This is a genomic window from Acrocarpospora phusangensis (genome assembly GCF_016862995.1).
Lineage (GTDB): Bacteria > Actinomycetota > Actinomycetes > Streptosporangiales > Streptosporangiaceae > Acrocarpospora > Acrocarpospora phusangensis.
In genome coordinates this window covers 32,951-51,435 of the sequence record NZ_BOOA01000038.1, presented here as the reverse complement: position 1 = coordinate 51,435, position 18,485 = coordinate 32,951, and the positions used below count along the sequence as shown (strand labels likewise).

15 protein-coding genes are annotated in these 18,485 nt (G+C 70.5%); 5 read left to right on the top strand and 10 right to left on the bottom strand.

All coding sequences use genetic code 11. From position 1 onward, the window contains the following. Positions 1 to 76 precede the first annotated feature (76 nt). On the top strand, positions 77 to 625 hold the full coding sequence (locus Aph01nite_RS22765) for an LGFP repeat-containing protein (protein WP_204042986.1): 549 nt from the start codon (positions 77 to 79) through the stop codon (positions 623 to 625). 3 nt (positions 626 to 628) lie between these two features. Here Aph01nite_RS22765 and Aph01nite_RS22760 read toward each other — a convergent pair whose 3' ends face one another. The 5 genes from Aph01nite_RS22760 to Aph01nite_RS22740 form a co-directional block, all read right to left on the bottom strand. Next, the gene (locus Aph01nite_RS22760; protein WP_204042985.1) at positions 629 to 841 is read right to left on the bottom strand and encodes a ferredoxin; all 213 of its coding nucleotides are present in this window, start codon (positions 839 to 841) and stop codon (positions 629 to 631) included. Further along, positions 841 to 1,971, bottom strand: coding sequence for a cytochrome P450 family protein (locus tag Aph01nite_RS22755; RefSeq protein WP_204042984.1), 1,131 nt, complete (start codon positions 1,969 to 1,971; stop codon positions 841 to 843). The genes Aph01nite_RS22760 and Aph01nite_RS22755 overlap by 1 nt, the downstream gene beginning before the upstream one ends. 200 nt (positions 1,972 to 2,171) lie before the next feature. Continuing rightward, positions 2,172 to 2,756 carry a dihydrofolate reductase family protein gene (locus tag Aph01nite_RS22750; RefSeq protein WP_204042983.1) on the bottom strand — a complete coding sequence of 195 codons (585 nt, stop codon included), beginning with the start codon at positions 2,754 to 2,756 and terminating at the stop codon, positions 2,172 to 2,174. A 66-nt stretch (positions 2,757 to 2,822) separates the two neighbouring features. Then, positions 2,823 to 3,662 (bottom strand): helix-turn-helix domain-containing protein, encoded by an 840-nt coding sequence (locus tag Aph01nite_RS22745; RefSeq protein ID WP_204042982.1) that lies wholly within the window; start codon positions 3,660 to 3,662, stop codon positions 2,823 to 2,825. Between the two features lie 82 nt (positions 3,663 to 3,744). Beyond that, the gene (locus Aph01nite_RS22740) at positions 3,745 to 4,935 is read right to left on the bottom strand and encodes a serine/threonine-protein kinase (RefSeq protein ID WP_204042981.1); all 1,191 of its coding nucleotides are present in this window, start codon (positions 4,933 to 4,935) and stop codon (positions 3,745 to 3,747) included. 196 nt (positions 4,936 to 5,131) lie between these two features. Here Aph01nite_RS22740 and Aph01nite_RS22735 point away from each other — a divergent pair, with 196 nt between their 5' ends. After that, positions 5,132 to 5,785: a TetR/AcrR family transcriptional regulator gene (locus Aph01nite_RS22735; RefSeq protein ID WP_204042980.1), complete on the top strand. Its 654-nt coding sequence runs from the start codon at positions 5,132 to 5,134 to the stop codon at positions 5,783 to 5,785. Here the strand turns inward: Aph01nite_RS22735 and Aph01nite_RS22730 are convergent. Then, complete coding sequence (locus tag Aph01nite_RS22730) at positions 5,780 to 6,748, bottom strand: acetylxylan esterase (protein ID WP_204042979.1); 969 nt, start codon at positions 6,746 to 6,748, stop codon at positions 5,780 to 5,782. The genes Aph01nite_RS22735 and Aph01nite_RS22730 overlap by 6 nt on opposite strands. 27 nt (positions 6,749 to 6,775) lie before the next feature. Next, a complete protein-coding gene (locus Aph01nite_RS22725; RefSeq protein ID WP_204042978.1) occupies positions 6,776 to 8,065 on the bottom strand; it encodes a protoporphyrinogen/coproporphyrinogen oxidase in 1,290 nt (429 codons plus the stop codon). A gap of 941 nt (positions 8,066 to 9,006) precedes the next feature. On the opposite strand from Aph01nite_RS22725, the gene Aph01nite_RS22720 reads away from it, so the two are divergent. Both Aph01nite_RS22720 and Aph01nite_RS22715 read left to right on the top strand, forming a co-directional pair. Then, complete coding sequence (locus Aph01nite_RS22720; protein WP_204042977.1) at positions 9,007 to 10,851, top strand: hypothetical protein; 1,845 nt, start codon at positions 9,007 to 9,009, stop codon at positions 10,849 to 10,851. Continuing rightward, positions 10,841 to 15,826, top strand: coding sequence for a non-ribosomal peptide synthetase (locus Aph01nite_RS22715; RefSeq protein ID WP_204042976.1), 4,986 nt, complete (start codon positions 10,841 to 10,843; stop codon positions 15,824 to 15,826). Before Aph01nite_RS22720 ends, Aph01nite_RS22715 begins: the two co-directional genes overlap by 11 nt. Here Aph01nite_RS22715 and Aph01nite_RS22710 read toward each other — a convergent pair. Genes Aph01nite_RS22710 through Aph01nite_RS22700 form a run of 3 tightly spaced genes read right to left on the bottom strand, consistent with a single transcriptional unit; the run spans position 15,786 to position 17,700 of the window. Further along, positions 15,786 to 16,160 carry a CU044_2847 family protein gene (locus Aph01nite_RS22710; RefSeq protein WP_204042975.1) on the bottom strand — a complete coding sequence of 125 codons (375 nt, stop codon included), beginning with the start codon at positions 16,158 to 16,160 and terminating at the stop codon, positions 15,786 to 15,788. The genes Aph01nite_RS22715 and Aph01nite_RS22710 overlap by 41 nt on opposite strands. 30 nt (positions 16,161 to 16,190) lie before the next feature. Next, the gene (locus tag Aph01nite_RS22705; RefSeq protein WP_204042974.1) at positions 16,191 to 16,970 is read right to left on the bottom strand and encodes a hypothetical protein; all 780 of its coding nucleotides are present in this window, start codon (positions 16,968 to 16,970) and stop codon (positions 16,191 to 16,193) included. A 52-nt stretch (positions 16,971 to 17,022) separates the two neighbouring features. Beyond that, complete coding sequence (locus Aph01nite_RS22700; RefSeq protein ID WP_204042973.1) at positions 17,023 to 17,700, bottom strand: PIG-L family deacetylase; 678 nt, start codon at positions 17,698 to 17,700, stop codon at positions 17,023 to 17,025. Between the two features lie 88 nt (positions 17,701 to 17,788). On the opposite strand from Aph01nite_RS22700, the gene Aph01nite_RS22695 reads away from it, so the two are divergent. Then, the gene (locus Aph01nite_RS22695; RefSeq protein WP_204042972.1) at positions 17,789 to 18,475 is read left to right on the top strand and encodes a hypothetical protein; all 687 of its coding nucleotides are present in this window, start codon (positions 17,789 to 17,791) and stop codon (positions 18,473 to 18,475) included. Positions 18,476 to 18,485: the final 10 nt, after the last annotated feature.

The following is an 18,485-nucleotide window of genomic DNA, read 5'->3' as shown; positions in this document are numbered from 1 at the left end:
TACTGATTCGCATGGGCAGCCATGATCCCCGGCGGGCCGATTCTTCCTACGGTCGAAGAGACACCGAGGAGGAATCATGGGAACGAAGATCTGGCGCACCGCCACCGCCACCGGGATGACCGCGGCCGCTCTCCTGAGTGTGGCCGTCACCGCGCCGCCCGCCGCCGCCAGGACCTGCGCCATCCAGCCGTACGGGCTGATCGGCGACTACTGGCGGGCACTCGGCGGAGCCGACAGCTGGTTCGGCTGCGCGACCGTCGAGGAGTACACGCCGGCCAACATGACCGGCCGCAAGCAGCGCTTCGAACACGGGCAGATCGCCTGGAGCCCCAAGCAGGGCGAACGCATGATCGTCGCCGCGTTCCAGAAGAACAAGCAGGCCGTCTTCCGCTGGGGGCCGACCGATCCGTTCCACTACGAGTACTTCCAGGTCACCGGTGACCTCTCCAACGGCGGGACCGTCCTGGGCACGCCCATGCCGGGCGGCACCTCAGGACGGTACGCCGTCAACGTCGGCAAGGGCCTGAAGATCACCTTCTGGGTGCACGGCTGCGACGAGGTGTTCCCGGTCCGCAAGGTCTGCCGCCAGGGCTGGACCCTGCCCGTCAGCGTCACGATGACGTGAGGCTCAGCCGGGGTCCGCCCGGCGGAGGATGATCGCTTCGCGGGGACAGCATTCCGCCACCTCCTCGGCCACCGAGATGTCGGCCGGGTCGGTGAGTTCACTCTCGCGCGGCACGGCGTAGCCGTCCGGGCCGAGGGTGAACAGCTCGGGCGCGGTCGCGGAACAGAGCCCCGTGCCGAAGCACAAGGCTCGGTCCACCTCCAGATGCCAGGCCATCAGAGGATGACGGGGAGAGCGCGGTAGTCGTTCAACGCCCAGATCTCGTTCCGGCGTACGTGCTCCCGTGGGATGGCGAGCCGCAGGTCCGGGAAACGTTCGACGAGTGTGCCCAGGGCCATCCCGCTGATCAGCCGGGCGACGGCCGCGCCGAGGCAGTTGTGGATGCCGTGACCCAGGCCGAGGTGGCGCGGTCCGGTCCGGGTGAGGTCGAGGCGATGCGGGTCGTCGAAGACGTCGGGGTCGCGGTTGGCTGACGCGATCATGACCATGACCGGCTCGCCGGCCGGGATCTCCACGTCCCGTACGCGGATGGACTCGGTGGGGAACCGCCACGGCACCGACGCGACCGGGGACTCGTAGCGGAGCAGCTCCTCGATGCCGGAGCCGGCCAGGATGGCGGGGTCGTCGGCGATCATCTTGCGCTGGTCGGGATGGTCCAGCAGGGCGAGTATCGCGTTGGTGATGAACATCTTGGTCGTCCCGACACCCGCGATGACCATGATGATGACGAGGGCGGTCAGCTCATCCTCAGTGATCTTGCTTTCCTCGTCCGCGGCCCGGATGAAGGCGGACGTGAGGTCGTCGCCGGGTTCGGCCCGTTTCATGGCGACGAGTTCGCGCCCGTAGTCGACGAGGCGCTGCCGCGCCCCCGGAATGCGCGGAAAGTCCTCCGGCTCCGTGGAGATGAGCAGCTCCACGTCCCTCGCGAGCTCTGCCCGCCGCTCCATCGTGAAACCGAGCCGTGTCGCGATCACCGCGGGCGGAATCGGCGCGGCGAACTCCGCGACCAGGTCCTTCTCCTGGCCCGGTTCCCAATCCTGAATGGTCTGGTCGATGATGCGGCGGATATCGTCCCGCCAGCGTTCGACATTACGCGGGGTGAACGCGCTCATGGCGCAGCGGCGGACCCTGGTGTGCTGCGGCGGGTCCAAGCCGGGAATGGTCTGCGCGAGGATCGTGCCGCCGCTGACGGACAGTCCGGCCGCCTGGAATTCGGGGCTGCCGCGCCACTCCGCCGTGCTGAACCGGGTGTCGGCGAGGATCGCCATGGCGTCGTCGTACCTGGTCACGACCCACATGGGGACGTCGCCCACCGGGAAGACGTACCGGTGCACGGGTGAGTTCACTCGCAGCCAGTCGAGTGCCGTATACGGATCGCGAAAATAGTCGGGACTGAATAGCTCGAACGGAACGGCCGTATTTGACATACGAGGATTCCTCCCGCTGTTTTACGTCGTCCGCATCGTACCTTCGCGTATCCGCCGTCAAACATGGGCATTTCCCGACTGTCACCGGTCGAAATATCACAGCCCTCGAACGTGAATTGTCAGGAGGCCCGCACCCGGTAGCGCAGGTGAAGCACCCGGTTGCCCTGAATCACCACGTCAGGATCCTCCAACAGGTGCTGCGCGTCGACCGGCCCGAAGAAGCGCTTGCCGGACCCGAACACCACGGGTACGACGTCCATACGCACCTCGTCGACCAGACCCGCGGCAAGCATCTGGCCACCGACGTCGCCGGCGGCGACCTCGACCATGCGGTCACCCGCAAGCTTCTGCGCCTTGGCCATGGCCGCCTCGACGCCGTCGACGAAGTGAAACGGCGCCTCGGGGTCCCAGCCCTCGGGCATCGGCCGGTGCGTCACGACGACCACGTGGTCGATCCCGCTCGGCGGCTTCCCGTCCCAGCCGTCCGTCAGGTCGAAGACACGGCGGCCGGCGATCGTGACCCCGATCTGGTCCCAGTACGGCCGCGTGTAGTCGTAGGTCGTCTGCGACACCTTCAGCACGCCGCTCTCGTCCAACGGGACGTCACCGCTGGTCAACCAGGCGAACAGCGGTCCTGGCTGATCATTCTCGTCCGCCAAGAAGCCGTCCACCGACACCGAGCTGTACATGACCACCTTGCCCACGGGGCTCTCCTCTGCTTTGGGGTGCCCTCAAATTAGCGGGTCGTGAGCTGGGGCTCTTGTAAGAAATCAATCGGCCGGCAGCGGCCAGCCGTCCAGCACGTGGCCGGGATGTTCGCGCAGGAACCGCCGCCGGACTTCGATGTACCGGGTCGGCGTGAGCCCGGTGAACTCCCGGAACTCGTGGCCGAAGTGCGCCTGGTCGAAGTAGCCTGCGCCCCCGGCGAGGTCGCCCCAGTCGATCGGCCCGGCGGGGTTGATCGCGAACACGGTGGCGGTGAAGCGGTAAGTGCGGGCCAGCCGCTTCGGCGTGACGCCGATCAGCTCCCTGAACCGCCGCGCCAGATGGGTGCTGCTGACACCGGCTGCCACGCTCAGGTCGCCGATCGCCACCGCTCCGCCGGCCGCCGCGATGACGCCGCTCGCATGGCGGACCAGCTCCAGGCCGGCGATCTCGCGCAGCCGTCGCATCAGCTCCTCCTCGAGCAGCGTCAGCATCTCGTGCGGTCCGTCCGCCGTGGCCAGCCGGTCTCGCAGCTCAGCGATGGCGGGCCGGCCCCAAACCTGCTCCACCGTCACCGGCCGGTCACACAGCTCGGCCGCGGGCATCGGCAGGAAGGACGCCGGCCCCCACGGTTTGAAGTGCACGCCGACTGACCGGGTCCCTGGTGGATAGCCGAACTCGAAGGCGCGGGTGGGCATGGTGACCACGCAGCCGTCGGCGTACTCGGCCGTCTCGATGTCGGTGCCAGCGCGGATGCGGAACGGCGCCCCGAGGTTGACGATGAGCAACGCCGACGGACTCGGCGGCAGCGTCAGCCGGGCGTACGGCGGCGCACCCTCCAGGTAGTAAAGGTCGTCGATCAGCCCGTCCAGCGGCGGTCGCGGCACTCGGGACACGTACTCCACGCCCACAGTATCGCCGACGTCCCGCCGGCCCGGCAGCACTGACCTGGGCGGACCTAATCGCGTGTACCTGGCTGCACGAGTCTTACCGACACCCCGCCTCCTGGGGAGGAACGACTGCGTGCGCCGGTTGGGCCGCGCAGTCCGAGACCGGAGCCGAGCCGCCCACCTGGCGGTCCTGGGCGTCGGCCGAGCCGCCGAGCATCGAGGAGAAGAGCAGCGTGCCGGCGGTCACGGCGATGGCCGCGCCGACGGCCAGGGCCGCGACTCCCCGTCGCCGCCGGGTCGTCTTCGCGGGCGGGGCGACGGCCGGTGCGAGGACCGGAACGGCCGGGAGCGCCGCGTGACGGCCTTCGACGCGGGGACGCCGGTGACGGCGGGCGGGGTGTTCGGCCCGGTGCCGGGGCCGAGGGTGCCCGGCCGGGACGGCCGGCTGGTCGGGCGCGCCGCCGACGAGGTCGCACAGGACGTCCACGGCCTCCGGCCGGGCGGCGGGATCCTTGACCAGGCAGGCCGCGACCAGCCGCCGCAACCGGTCGGGCAGGCCGGAAAGGTCGGGCTCGGTGTGGAGGATGGCGTTCACCGTCGCCGGGAGGGTGCTCTCGGAGAAGGCCGGTCGGCCGGTCGCCGCGAACACCATCGTGCCCGCCCACGAGAACATGTCCGAGGTCGGCATCAGCGGCTGGTCGGCGAACTGCTCCGGCGACATGTACGCGGGCGTGCCCGCGGGCCCGATGCCGCTGGTGTCGGCGTCCACCGCGAGCGCGATTCCGAAGTCGATCACCACGGGACCCTCCGGACCCATGATCACGTTCCCGGGTTTGAAGTCCCGGTGCACCACCCCGGCGGTGTGGATCGAGGCCAGCGCGGTCAGCGTGGTGACCGCCAGCCGCTCCAGCCCGCCGCCGGTCCGCGGCCCGTCCCGCTTCACCAGCTCCAGCAGCGAAGGCCCGGGAACGTACTCGCTGATGATGTACGGACGCTCCTCGGCGAACCCGGTCTCCAGCACCCGGGCCGTGGAGAACGTGGCCACGCTCGCGGCGATCTCCGCCTCCCGCCGGAACTGCATCCTGACCACGGGATCGGCCGCGAAGCAGGAGTGCAGCATCTTGATCGCCACCTGCGTCCCGTCCGGCGCCTCGCCGAGGTAGACCGAGCCCTGGCTGCCTTCGCCCAGCTGCTTCACCACGCGGTATCCGCTGACCTGCCCCGGGCTGTAGTCGAAGCAATCCGGCTGCTGGACCGGCTCCACCAGCTCCGGCACGTAAAGATCCATCACAGTGACTTACCTTTCATGATCACGCCAAGTTCCCCCGTCTCCGTCGTCAGGGACGGCGTAACGGGCGCGTCTCGCAGACATCATGGTCGGCAGTCACCGGAGATACCCTCTTTGACGTGCGCTTTAGCTAGTATGTTGATGAGTATCAACCTTTATGTTGATGGGTGTCAACTTTTTTGGATAGGCTTTACCCATGAGCACTCCGAAGGCGCGCGCCGGCCGCCCGCCGGCGGAGCTGTGCCCGGCGCCCGCCGACCAGATCCTGGCCGGCGCGCTGCGGATGTTCGCCGACAGCGGCTACGACGGCGCGTCCGTGGCCGCGCTCAACCGGGAGCTGGGCGTCAGCCACAACCTCGTGCACCAGCGCTTCGGCTCCAAGGAGAAACTCTGGTACGCCACGGTCGACTGGGCCTTCGGCCAGGTCGCCGCCCAGCTCCTGCCCGAACTGGACGACGTCACGGGCGGCCCGCTGGAGCAGGTGCGCCGGATCATCCGCCGTTTCATCCTGGTCCACGCCGCCCGCCCGGAGATCCTCCGCCTGGTCACCGTCGAGAGCATCGCCGACAGCCCCCGCCTCGACTACCTGTACGACCGCCACGTCGCACCCCTGCTCGCCACCATGAACGCACCCCTGAACCGCCTGGTGGACGAAGGGCTCATCGCCCCGGTCTCGGTGCGTACGCTGCACTTCCTGGTCGCGCACGGCGGGGCCGCGCCGTTCAGCATGCCCGCGCTGGCCCGCCGCATCGGCACCGGCGACCCCATGGCGCCCGACGCGATCGCCGAACACGCCGACACCGTCGCCGACCTGGTCCTGGCCGGCCTCCAGGCGCTCGCCCGGTCATGACAGTGTCTCGGTCAGCCATCGGTGCTGGTGGGCGAGGTGGTGGGCCTCGCCGCCCTCGTGGCCGTTCCATTCGTAGGCGACGACGTCCTTCGGGCCGCCGTACCGGTTGACGCAGGCGTAGACGCCGGAGGCCGGGCAGGTCTCGTCGCGCAGGGCGACGCCGAAGTGGGCGGGGCAGCGGGCGGCGGCGGCCAGGGTGGCGACGTCGAAGTAGGCGAGCGCCCGGAAGGCCTGGTCGGCGAGGCCGCGGTGGGTGTGGCACCACTTGACCAGCTCCGGGTACGGCCCGGTGGTGGCGACCTGGGCGGAATGGCGGATGTGGCAGAGGAACGGCACGTGCGGCATGGCGGCCGCGACGCCGGTGTGCAGGGACGCGGTGACGAGGGAGAGCGCGCCGCCCTGGCTGGTGCCGGTGGTGACCAGGCGGCCGGGGTCGCTGCCCGGGAGCAGGGCGGCGGCGTCCACGGCGCGGACGGCGTCGGTGAACAGCCGCCGGTAGTAGTAGTGGTCGCGGTCGGGCAGGCCGTCGGTCAGGAAGCCGGGCACGTGCGGGGTGCCGGGGGAGCCGCTGTCGGCGGTGTCGCCGGTCCGCCACGCGGAGCCCTGGCCCCGGGTGTCCATGATCAGATGAGGGTGTCCGGCGGCCGACCAGAACAGCAGCTCGTGGGGGAGGCCGCGGCCGCCGCCGTACCCGATGAACTCGACGATCGTGGCGGCCGCGGGGGTGGGCTCGCGGGGGAGGAGGTACCAGGCTTTGATGGGGTGGCCGCCGAAGCCGGCGAACGTCACGTCGTACACGGTCATCAGGCGTAGCGGGGTGGCGGTGACCTCGGTGGCGGTCACGCCGAGCGGGTGGCGGGCGGCGTCGGCGAGGGTCTGCTTCCAGAAGTCGTCCAGGTCGGCGGGGACGGGCAGGTCGGGGCGGTAGGACTCCAGGTCGGCGGCGGGGATGTCGGAGAACATGGCGCTCCTCGGTCAGGGGGCGGCGGGTTAGGATGCGGCCACCCGGGCGGCGGCCGCGAATCCGTCGAGGATGGCGTCACCCATCGAGCCGTACGTCCAGCTGCCGTACCGGCCGCAGGTGTGCACGCCGTGGGCGGCCAGCCAGGAGACGATCGTGTCCACGGCGGCCTGGCGGGCGTCGTCGAACACCACGTACGCGTGCTCGATGTCGTGCTGCTCCACGAACAGCACGTCGTCGCTCGCGGCGATCGCGCCGATCTCCATCAGGCCCTTCACGACGGCGGCCTCGTCGAGCGGGCCGTCGCGGTCGGCCATCTCGACCCACAGGCCCGCGCAGCCCGGCGGCGCCATCGCCGGCACCGCGTTGGTGTACACGCCCATGCGGTAGAACGGGATGTGCGCCTCCGGCGTGTACACCCAGTGCTCACGCAGCGGGGACGGCCGGCGCAGGCCGATGTTCAGGTAGCGCAGCGGGATCGAGCGCAGGTCGCGGCGGGCGGCGGCGACGTGCGGGGGCAGGCCGACGATGCGGTCGAGCAGGTCGGGCAGCGGCAGCGTGGAGACGAGTTCCCGCCAGCCGTGCCACTCCGGTGAACCGCCGAGCCTGATCCGCCGCCGGGTCAGGTCGATCTCCTCGGCCGCGGTCGACAGGCGCACCGCGAAGCCGTCCCGGCCGGCGCAGGTGGCGAGCATGGCCTGCGGCAGCGTGTCGATGCCGCCCTCGGTGGGATAGGTGAAGCGCGCGTTGTAGCCGACCCGCCGCTGCCGGAAACCCAGCGCGCCCCCGAGCACCTGCGCGGTCGTCGGCATCGGAAAATAGCCGGACAGCCATTCCGCCCTCAGCTCGTCCAGCGAGAAACCCCAGAACTTCGTGTAGTACGGGATGAAGAAGTGGGTGGCCATTCCCCGCCCGAAACGTTCGACCACGAAGTTCTCGAATCCTTCGGCCTCCGGGGTGCCGCGTCTTCTGCGCAGGCGCGCCCACACGAATCCGGCCAGGCAGCGGATCCTGATCAACCAGGGCAGGCCGTGAATGTTCGCCTGGAACGGGTACGGGACCATGCCGCCCCGGGTCCAGACCGCGGCGCGGCGTTCGATCTCGACCAGGTTCTCGCGGCCGAGCAAGCCGGATATCAGGTCGTGGAGGGTGTTCTCGCGGAATGCGAGCCAGTGGCCGGTGACGTCGAAGGTGAATCCGGCCCGGCGATGGCTGCGCGCCTTGCCGCCGACCGTGTCCTCCTTTTCGACCAGCAGCACGGGGTGATCTCCCAGGCGCATCGCGGCGGCCAATCCCGCGAGCCCCGCGCCCAGGATCATGACCGGACTGCCGTGAGCGAATTCCGTGCCAGCTGACAATCCGACCGCCCCGAGATCACACCGAACCCCTTCAGGAATGTACGACGCGATCGACGGTCCGACTAGATCGATGGGGGTGGGTTTCGGTGGCTTTAGGTGTCTATGCGGCTTCTTGTGGCGAACGTACTATGACGGGGAGACGTGGGCGGGGATGGCTGGGCGCGGTCGCGGGGACCAGGCGAGGGTGCAGGATCTCGACGGCGCCGGCAGGGGATTCGCTGGAGATCGTTTATGCCTTGGGTTCAGGTGACGTCCGCGGGCCTGAGCCCTCCGGTCGATTCCGTGGTCTTTCTGGATGGTGGGGACAGTCCGTGGGGGCGGATTTATCCGGCAAGTGATGATGTGCGGGATGTGGCGGCGGCTGAGTGGGTTGCTACCGCGCGGGCCGTGGCCGCACGGGTGGGGGTCGCCGCGTTGCCGCATTCCCTCGACGAGGACGCCACTCAGCTTGCTGAGGTGGAGGTCGAGGGCAGCGGTCTGCTCGCCGCCCTGATCAGAGACATGTGTGCGGCGACACTCCGGGCGGGCCTCGAAGCCGGCCCTCGAGTGGGCGTCACTGTTCCGAAGCCGGCTGCCGGCGAAAGGGGCCCTGCCAGGGGCGATCCCCAGGAAATCGGAGGCCATCTTCCGCGATCGGCGGAGGGCGGACGCGCGCCCGGTGTGATCGTGGAGACCGGAGGGTCGGCGTGGGCACTGACGAAAGCGCTTGGGCGGGTCGCGCGGCTTGGGACGGTGGTGCTGGCCGCCCGGCCCGCTATGTCCGGACTTATGGCCAGAACTTACGGGGACGTACATCGGCGAGGGCTGACGATCGCGGGCGTGCCCTGGGTCTCTGCCGCGGTGGACGGGGACGAGGAGTGGGTCGCCTGGGCGGGTGTTCGGTTGTGCCGGTGGGGTGAGCGGTGACGCCGACGGTCGCGTTCTTCTTCAAGGCGCGCCACGGGTTCGGGCATGTGCGCAGGACCCTGCTGATCGCGGACGCGCTCCACGCGCTCGAACCGTCGGCCGAGATCTTCCTGATCGGGCAGGTACGGTCGCTGCTTCCCTTTCGGGGCTGCCCATACCCGGTGATCAACTTTCCGCATCTGCATCGGCTGCCCAATGACGCCATGGAAGCTTCGCTGCGGAAACTCCTGAACCACGTGATCGCCGAGATAGGCCCGTCGCTCATCGTGGAGGACACGTTTCCTGATGCCAATCACCTGTTCCTGCCCGCCGTCCGCGAGGTGCCCAAGGCGCTCGTCCTCAGAAAGCTGAGCGGTGTCTTCTTCGAGCGAATGCGGCAACGCGGAGACCTCCGCCATTACGACCGCATCCTGGTCGCCCAGGACCGCGCCTCATTCGCCACGAGCGGCCATTCCCCCGACAGCCTCCTCCTCGCCGAACACTCCTCCCGCTTTCGTTTCTTCGGCCCGGTGTTCAATCGTCCGAACCCGTCGGAGACAGCCGCGGTCGCCCGCCGATACGGCCCGGGGCCGCTGGTCGTGGTGGCGGCGGGAGCCGGCGGCGACAGCGGGGACCACGGATATCCGGAACGGCTCTTCATGACCATGTCAGCGATCGCACGCCGCTCGGCCGCCCGCTTCGTCTTCGTCACCGGCCCCTATTACGGGGGCGCCGAGCCGCCCGCGCTCGAAAACGTCACCACGGTTTCCTACGAACCGTCCTTAGCCGCGCTCCTGCACGTGGCCAAGGTCGCCGTCATCAGACCGGGATTCAATTCGCTCCACGAAGCCGTCTCCGGACCGGCACGCGTGATCCTCGTCCCCGGCCACAACACCGCCGAAGACCAGTGGGGAGACGCCCACCGGCTCTCCGCCCAGGACGGCATCGACGTGAGCCCCCTCGACGACGCGGACCGCCTCGAAAAGCTCGTCCTGACCGGTCTCCAGGCAACTCCCCGAGTGCCCCCGCCCACGCTCCAACCGGCCCAGCGAAACCTGGCCGCAGCCCTGCTGGACGAGATCCGCCTGCACATCGACCCCTGGGCCAAGCCGGTGCACGGCGTCTTCCTCCTCGCCGGCGGACTGGGCACACCCGAACGCCAGGCCGTCGCGGCCGAGGCCCTGCCCGGCATGCCTCAGGTGGGCGACGACGTGAGCGCCTACGACCAGACCATCTCCGCCGAGGCCCTGCCGGGCACGCCTCGGGTTGCCGGCGACGCGACTGCGTGGGACCAAGCCGCCGTGGCGGACACGCCTCGGGTCGTCGGCCACGCGAGAGCCAACGACCAGGTCGTCGCAGGCGTGCGTGCCACGGCCCCACGCCAGGCAGATCCCGTCCACCCTGGGCATGGCAGCGACCCTGGGAGCAAGGCACTCTTTCTCGACGTCGCGCCATCCGTCGACACGACTCCCGCGTCGCTTCACGCGCGGGGCGTCCGGGTGTTGTTCCTGCCGGAACGTGATGACTACGACGACCAAGCCGGGCCGCAACTCCGCGACTGGCTGCTCGCGAACCCCCTGAGCGGCCAGGGCGTGCTTCCCGTCCGGCTGCACCACTTCCACGCGGACGACACTCGTCCCGGCGAGTTCCGCTACCGGCTCGGCCGGCTCCGGGAGCGTACGGCGGTTCCGGCGATGTACCTCGATCTGTCCGGAGTGTCCTCGGCCGGGCGTCTCGCGGCGTACCTCCAGGAAATCGCGGCCTGGCTGGCGGTGGCCGGGCTGACGCCGCTCTCCCTGGACGAGTACGTCGGCAGGCTGGCGATGGCACGACTCGGAGGAGGAGCCGACGATGACCGATGAGACGCCCGACGGGAAGCCGGTCCGTATCGCGAGCGTGAATGTGCGCTCGGCGGATCAGCCCATCTCCGCGCATGCCGCCCGGATCGTCGGAGGATTGCGCGACGGCGCGTACGACATCGTGGACGTGACCGTGGAAGGCGGGGATCGGTTCGAGGTCACCGGGTTTCGGCGGGAGGAGGGTGAATGCCTGCATGCGGTGATCGGTCGGCAGGCTGGGGCGTACCCGGATGCGGTCGCGGTGCTGGCGGGGGAGCGGCGGGTCACCTATCGGGAGCTGGACGAGCGGGCGGAGGCGTTGGCGGGTCGTCTGCGGGAGCTCGGGGTCGGGCGGGAGTCCCGGGTGGCCGTGTGCCTTCCTCGGTCGCCGGAGCTGGTGATCGCGGCACTGGCGGTGTTGAAGGCGGGCGGGGTGTATGTGCCGCTGGATCCCGCGCTTCCCGCGAAGCGGCGTGAGTTCATCCTGGCGGATACCCAAGCATCTGTGATCATCACGGAAGTCGGCGCGACATCAGGAGTTCGAGGACAGCAGGCGGTCTCTTCGGCCGAGGATTTGGCCTACATCATGTACACGTCGGGATCGACGGGGACGCCCAAAGGAGTCATGGTCTCCCATCGGGCGGCATTGAACTACCTGCAGAACATGGGCACTCGCTGGGGTCTGGGTCCTGGGGATGTCGCGCTTCAGCTGGCGCATCCCTCCTTCAGTGCCTCGATCCGCGACCTGTTCGGACCCCTGCTTCACGGTGCCACGGTTGAGCTGCTGACCGATGAGCAGTTGCGGTCCCCCGACCACCTCGTCGAACGCCTGACCGGTGGCGTCACCTGTGTGCTTTCGTGTTTTCCGAGCCTGCTCCGTACCGTGCTGGAGGTCTGGCCGGACGCGCGGACGGCAACCCTGCGCTTCGTGATGATCATCAGTGAGCCCGCGCCGCCGGGGCTGCTCGCCCAGGCGAAACGCGTGTGGGGGCCGGACGTGCGGCTGATCCACCAGTACGGGCTCACCGAATGTGCGATGACCTCACTCTGGTGGACTCCCGACACCACGGACTTACCGGACGGCAGGCTCCCGATCGGCCATCCCATCCCGAACACGACCGCGCACATTCTCACCGACGACCTGCAGCCGGTCCCACCCGGAACGGTCGGCACCCTGTACATCGGCGGCACCGGCCTGAGCCGCGGCTACCTCAATCGCCCCGGCCTCACCGCGGAGATGTTCGTCCCCGATCCCTTCTCCGGGCCCGGGGGACGCCTCTTCCGCACCGGCGACCTGGCCAGGCAGCGTCCCGACGGCGCGATCGAACTGATCGGACGCCAGGATCACCAGGTGAAGGTGCGTGGCTTCCGGGTCGAACTGGGCGAGATCGAACTCGCCCTGGGCACGCATGAAGGGGTCTCCGAAGCGGCTGTGGCGCTCGCATCGCAGAACTCAGGTCCGCAGTTGGTCGCGTACGTCGTCCCGAGGGAGGACCACGTCGCCGGGCAGACGCGCGGGAGTCGCCCAGGAGATCGCGCGCGGGAAAACCCGGGCGCTGAGGAGGGCAACGCGCGGCTCACGGCGGCTGCGTTGCGCGGGTTTCTCGGGGAGCGGCTGCCCGAGCACATGGTCCCGAGCCGATATGTCCTGCTTGACGCCCTGCCCCGCACCACCCGAGGCAAAATCGACCGCTCCGCCCTACCCGAACTCGACCGTCAACGCCCCGAACTCGACGAGGCGTACACCGCGCCACGCGACGCGACCGAACGCGCCCTGGCCGACATCTGGTGCGAAGTCCTTGGAATCGACCGGATCGGCGTACACGACAACGTCTTCGACCTGGGCTGTGACAGCCTCATCCTCATTCGGGCCCTCGCCCGCATGAAGGCCCGCCTCAACGCCGACATCCCCGTACGCCAAGGCTTCGACATTCCCACCATCGCCGCCCTGGCCACCACCCTGCCCACCGCCAGACGCACGCCACCCCCCGACGACGCACCCCCGCACCGGATCTCACCCGCCCAACGCCGCCTCTGGTACGTCGACCGCCTGGCCGGAGGAACCCCTCTCTACACGGTCGCCACCTCCTGGCACCTCTCCGGCCCGATCGACGTCCCGGCCCTCCAGCGGGCGATCGACTACCTCGTGGCCCGCCACGACTCCCTGCGCACCGTCTTCACCGACGAGCAGGGCACGCCCACCGCCGTCGTACGCGACGACGTGAGAGTCACGATCCAAACCGACGACCCGACCCGCCACCCGTTCGACCTGCGAACCGGCCCCTTGTTCCGCGTGGCCCTGCTTGAGACCCACGTGCTGGTCCTGACGGCCCACCACATCATCATCGACGCCCACGCCCTGGAACTCCTGCTGGGCGAACTCACCCTCACCTACTCCCGGACCCTCGCAGGCGAGGAACCCGCACTGCCTTCGCTCCCCACCTGGCGGCCACCGCCGCCGGGAGAATCGGGACTCGATTTCTGGCGGGAGACACTGGCCGGTGCGCCCGCCCTGGCCGGATTGCCGACGATCGGACCGCGCCCCGTGGTGCCGGGCGTCGAAGGCGCTGTGCTCCGCTGGCGCATCCCGGCCGAGGTCGCGGAAGGTCTGGAACGGATCGCCCGGCAGGAGGGGGCGACGTTCTTCATGGCGGCGCTCGCCGCGTGGGCGGCTCTGCTGTCGCGCTGGAGCGGACAGGACGACCTGGTGATCACCGTCCCGGTGGCCGGGCGGGACCGGGTGGAGGACGAGACGTATGTCGGCTGCCTGATGAACCTGCTGCCCATCCGGGTGGACCTGACCGGGGAGCCGTCGTATCGGACCCTGCTGGGACGGGTCCGGGCGGCCGTGGTCGCCGCGCTGGCCCACCGTGAGGTGCCGTTCGACGTGCTCGTCGGGGAGGCGGCGTCCCGCCACGGCGGAACCCGTCCGCTGGCTCAGGTGCTCTTCGACGTGGAACCGGAACCCACCCCGCTCGCCCTCGCAGGATTGCGTACGACCAGGCAGGACGTGGACACGGGCACGGCCAAGGCGGACCTTTCCCTGACGCTGCGCCGGGGCGGGCAAGGGCTGGACGGCTTCCTCGAATACGACACCGCGCTGTTCGACGAGGCCACGATGCGGCTGATGGCCGGGCAGGTGACGGCGATGCTGGCCGCCGCTGACCGGCCCGATGCCCGGTTCGGTGTGATTCCGCTGGTGGGCGAGGACGTGGCGGGGGAGTGGGACGGGCCGGCGACGCCGTACCCGGATGAGTGTCTGCACGAGATGGTCGCGCGGCAGGCGCGGCTGACGCCGGACGCGACGGCGGTGGCCGGGGCCGGGGGCCGGTTGAGCTATCGGGAGTTGGAGGATCGGGCGGGGGAGTTGGCGGGGAGGCTGCGGCGGGCCGGGGTGGACCGCGGCGTCCTGGTCGGGGTGTGTGTGCCCAGGTCGGTGGAGCTGGTGGTGGCCGTGCTCGCGGTGCTTAAGGCGGGCGGGGCGTACGTGCCGCTGGATCCCGCGCATCCGGCGGACCGGCTGGCCCTGCTGATCGCCAGGACGGGCACGCGGGTCTGCGTCGCCGCCAAGGGTCTGGAACTGCCCGTGCCGATTGTCGCCCCAACTGAGATCGGCGCATCGAAGCGAGGGCTCCCAGACGGGGCCGTAGACGTCGGCCTGGACGACCTAGCCGCCGTCTACTTCACCTCAGGCTCCTCCGGCGAACCCAAATGCGTGCAGATCACCCACCGCAACTGGGTCAGCCGGGTCACCTGCATGCGCCGCGACCACCGCCTCGACCCCGGCGAACATGTCCTGCACAAGACCGCCCTCTCCTTCGACGACGCCGTCGTGGAGATCTTCTGGCCGCTCTCCTCCGGCGGGTGCGTGGCCGTCGTCGGCGCGGGCGACGAGCGCAGCCCGGCCGCCATCGCCGAAGCCGTCCGCGAGCACCAGGCCCGTTACCTCTTCCTGGTGCCCAGCATGCTGACCCTGATCATCGCGTACGCCCGCCGCCACCCGGACGCCCTCACCCCGCTCCGAGCGATCTTCACCTCCGGCGAGACCCTCACCCCCGACCTGACCAGGCAGTACTTCGAAGCGATCCGAGGCCCGCGCCTCTACAACCACTGGGGAGTCACCGAAGCCGGCATCGACTCGACCGTCTACGCGTGCTCCCCCGGCGACGGCGCCCGCCGCATGGTCCCCATCGGCCGCCCGATCGGCAACGTCCGCGTGTACGTGCTGGACGCCGCCCAGCGCCCGGTCCCCACCGGCGTCATCGGCGAACTCTGCGTCGGCGGGGTCGGCGTCGGCCGCGGCTACCTCGGCAAGCCCGGCCTCACGGCCGAACGGTTCCCCGCCGACCCGTACGCGGCCACGCCGGGCGCCCGCATGTACCGGACCGGCGACCTGGTCCGCCGCCTGCCCACCGGCGACCTGGAGTTCCTCGGCCGCCGCGACCACCAGGTCAAGGTACGCGGCAACCGCGTCGAACTCGGCGAGGTGGAGAGCGCCCTGGAAAGCCACGCCGGCGTGTCCCGCGCGGTCGCCGCCGTCCGGGGGGACGAACTCGTCGCCTACCTCCAGCCCGCCGACGGCGGCCTCCGCCTCGCCGGGCTCCGCGCCCACCTGCGCGCCCGCGTCCCCGGCTACATGGTCCCCGACGCGTACGTGGTGCTGGACGCCCTGCCCACCCTCCCCAGCGGGAAGGTGGACCGCGGCGCCCTGCCGGACCGGGACGGCTCCCGCCCCGACCTGGACGCCGCTTTCGTCCCCCCGCGTACCCCCGCCGAGCAGGCCCTGGCCGATCTGTGGCGGGACACGCTCGGGATCGAACGCGTCGGCGTACACGACGACTTCTTCGACCTGGGCGGCCATTCGCTGCGCGCGGCGAGCCTGGCCGCCCGGATCGAGGCCGACTTCGGGGTGACGCTGCCGCTGCGCGACTTCCTGGCCGCGCCAACCATCGACGCGCTCAGCCGGCTTCTGGGTTCGGCTGCTCCTCCTCGGCGGTGATCTGGACCCGCGTGTCGTTGGTCCACCGCAGCACCACCTTCAGGTTGGCCTCCGCGCTGGTGCTGGCGATGACGACGCCCGCCGCGGTGGCGAGCTTCACGCCGAACTCGACGGTCACCTCGCTGGGCGGCTGCACCATGCCGCTCATCCGCCCGACGATCGCCCCGGCGGCCGACTGCAGCCGGGTCACCGCCATCTCGAAGCTCTCGGTGGCGGCCGAGGCCACGTCGTGCAGCCGGCCCGCGGCCACGACGCCGCCGACGCGCGGCTGGTCGGCCGCCTCCACGATGAGCACGGTCCCGTCGGGCAGCGGCACCTCGACGAAGTCACCCATCAGGCTGTATCCCCCTCGCTCCACAAGCATTCACGACGCGGTCATCCGGAGCGTCCACCGGACCTCCCCGTCCGGCGGCACCACCCCGGCCCGCCCCGGCTCGGCCCTGATCAGCCCGGCCCGCGCCCCGATCATCGGCTCCACCCCGATCGACCGGTACGGCCCCGCCTCCGGCCACCCGCCGAGATTACGCCACAGCGCGATCGCGGTGGGCTGTCCTTCGACCTCCAGCCGCATGGTCAGCGTGCTGTCGCCGTCCCGTACGGTGGCCTCGTTCAGGCCGGCCATCATGCAGAAGGTGACCGACCCGTCGTCGGGCCCGAGCGCGCTCACGTCGACGCCGTCGGCGTCCGGCCAGCCGGCGGTGAAGTCGGCGTCGTCGGTGCTGACGTCCATCGGATGGCCTTCCGGCAGCAGCAGCCTGGCCTGGCCCGACAGGTCGAGCAGGGCGTGCGCGGCCCAGATGAACCGGCGTCCGGGTTCGGCCCGCAGCTCGTAGGAGGCGGTGATGCCGGTGTCGTCGACGACGATCGCGCGGCGCAGCCGGTAGTCGGCTCCCTCGACGGCCAGCCCGTCGCCGTCGGGTTCCCAGCGCCGTGACCAGACGTCGCCGTGGTCGGGTTCGCCGGAGACGGTCGGGAAGCACTCCTCCAGGCCGCCCGCGTCGACGAAGGCGTCCCCGGGCCGTACCCGGTCGCGTTCGGGGGCGTCGCGGCGCCACAGCCATTCCTTGCCGTCGGGGCCGCGCAAAGACGTCCACCGGCCGCCGTGCTCGGCGTCCACCCGCAGGTCGATCCCGCCTGTGCTCATCGTTTCTCCTCGCCCGTGGGGGTACGGCCGGGGATCCGGCCGTGGGAGGACGTCAACGCACGTCCCAGGTCATCTCGTAGGCCCAGCTCGGGCCGTCGGGGAAGTTGTCGGCGGACCCGGCGGCCAGGGCCGCGAACTGGGTGCGATAGTCGCGGATGGCCTCGCGTTTCCGCGCCGCGTGCTCCTGGTCGAGCCGGTGGACCCGCGCGTCCACGAGGGCGAGGCCGTCGAGCTGGGCGTGCAGCCAGCTCTCGATGTCCAGTTCGCCGCCCGCCCATGGCGGCCAGCCGAACCGGGCCGCGTACGGCAGGTCGGCGTAGAGCACCCGGCGCGTGCCGGCGGACGCGACGAGAGCGGCGTCGCGGGCGGCCACGTGGTCGGGGTGGCCGCCGATCCCCGCCGGGATCCAGACCACGTCCGCCAAGACGACGGCCGCCGCGATGCTTTCGCGCAGGGCCTCCCCGTCCGCGGGACGGCCGCGCCGGTGGGAGGAGCCGAGGAAGCCGAGGGGCACGGGCGCGCATCCGGCCCGGCCGAGCGCCGCCGCGTCCTCGATCTCGCGCTCCGCCGCCCGGGCCGCCGGGTCGGCGGCTCCGGTGAGGCGATCCCAGGAGGAGAGGGGCGAACCGGGGTCCGGCGTTCCCGTGAAGACGGTCACCACGTCGCACACGTCCGCACGGGTGAGAACGTGCCAGGCGGACAGCACGGCGTCGTCGGGATGCGGTGACACGACCACTCCCCGGGTCCTGCCGCTCGCCATGTTCCCGCCCGTTGTGCCCCGTTGTGCCACCGCCGCGGTGGGCCTATCTTCGATTCCGATGAGTGTCTTCGATGCGGACTCGCCACCTATCCTTCAGGTAAACGACTTCGCCGGTCAATACACCTGGTACGACGACGGCTGGCTGGGCCGGCTGGAACTCGCCGAGGACACCGGAGAAGCGCAATTGCGTGGTTCGTACTTCAGTTACCGTTTCCAAACCGAACATGTGGTGACGGCGGATTTCGGCGGTGAATGGCCGCACGAGATTCGGGTACGCATTCACGATTTCAACGGCCTGGACGCGCAGGAGTTCACCGGTTACCTTTCTCCGGCCCGGCGAAACGCCATCGCCGGAGTCACGTACTGGCGGCAGGAGCGGTACGCGTTCTTCGCCAAGAAGTCCGCGCCCCGGCTGCTGCCCGCCTTCCGCCGCGGCGAGGCCGAGCCGGGCGACTTCGCGGGCACGTTCGCGGCCCGCTGCGACGGCGGCCCCGCCACCGTGGTCCTGGAGCACCTCGACGGCCGCCGCCTGAGCGGCACGTGGGCGCAGCCCGGCGGGGGATCGCACGACGTGACCGGGGAGGTCGACGCCGACGACCCGCTGCTGGTCCGGCTGGCCATCGACGCGCCCGGCGGCCCCGCCACGTTCACCGGGTCGCTCTTCTCCCGCCCCAAGAACGCGGTGGCGGGCTGGATCGACACTCCGCGCACCCGGATCGGGTGCTCCCTCGTCCGCCACAGCTAAGCCGGTGAAC

Excerpts from the sequence above, each read along its gene's own strand:
- Aph01nite_RS22710 (WP_204042975.1), bottom strand. The coding sequence starts at position 16,160 with ATGGGTGACTTCGTCGAGGTGCCGCTGCCCGACGGGACCGTGCTCATC.
- Aph01nite_RS22765 (WP_204042986.1), top strand. The coding sequence starts at position 77 with ATGGGAACGAAGATCTGGCGCACCGCCACCGCCACCGGGATGACCGCG.
- Aph01nite_RS22735 (WP_204042980.1), top strand. The coding sequence starts at position 5,132 with ATGAGCACTCCGAAGGCGCGCGCCGGCCGCCCGCCGGCGGAGCTGTGC.
- Aph01nite_RS22725 (WP_204042978.1), bottom strand. The coding sequence starts at position 8,065 with ATGATCCTGGGCGCGGGGCTCGCGGGATTGGCCGCCGCGATGCGCCTG.
- Aph01nite_RS22760 (WP_204042985.1), bottom strand. The coding sequence starts at position 841 with ATGGCCTGGCATCTGGAGGTGGACCGAGCCTTGTGCTTCGGCACGGGG.
- Aph01nite_RS22740 (WP_204042981.1), bottom strand. The coding sequence starts at position 4,935 with ATGGATCTTTACGTGCCGGAGCTGGTGGAGCCGGTCCAGCAGCCGGAT.
- Aph01nite_RS22705 (WP_204042974.1), bottom strand. The coding sequence starts at position 16,970 with ATGAGCACAGGCGGGATCGACCTGCGGGTGGACGCCGAGCACGGCGGC.
- Aph01nite_RS22715 (WP_204042976.1), top strand. The coding sequence starts at position 10,841 with ATGACCGATGAGACGCCCGACGGGAAGCCGGTCCGTATCGCGAGCGTG.
- Aph01nite_RS22730 (WP_204042979.1), bottom strand. The coding sequence starts at position 6,748 with ATGTTCTCCGACATCCCCGCCGCCGACCTGGAGTCCTACCGCCCCGAC.
- Aph01nite_RS22695 (WP_204042972.1), top strand. The coding sequence starts at position 17,789 with ATGAGTGTCTTCGATGCGGACTCGCCACCTATCCTTCAGGTAAACGAC.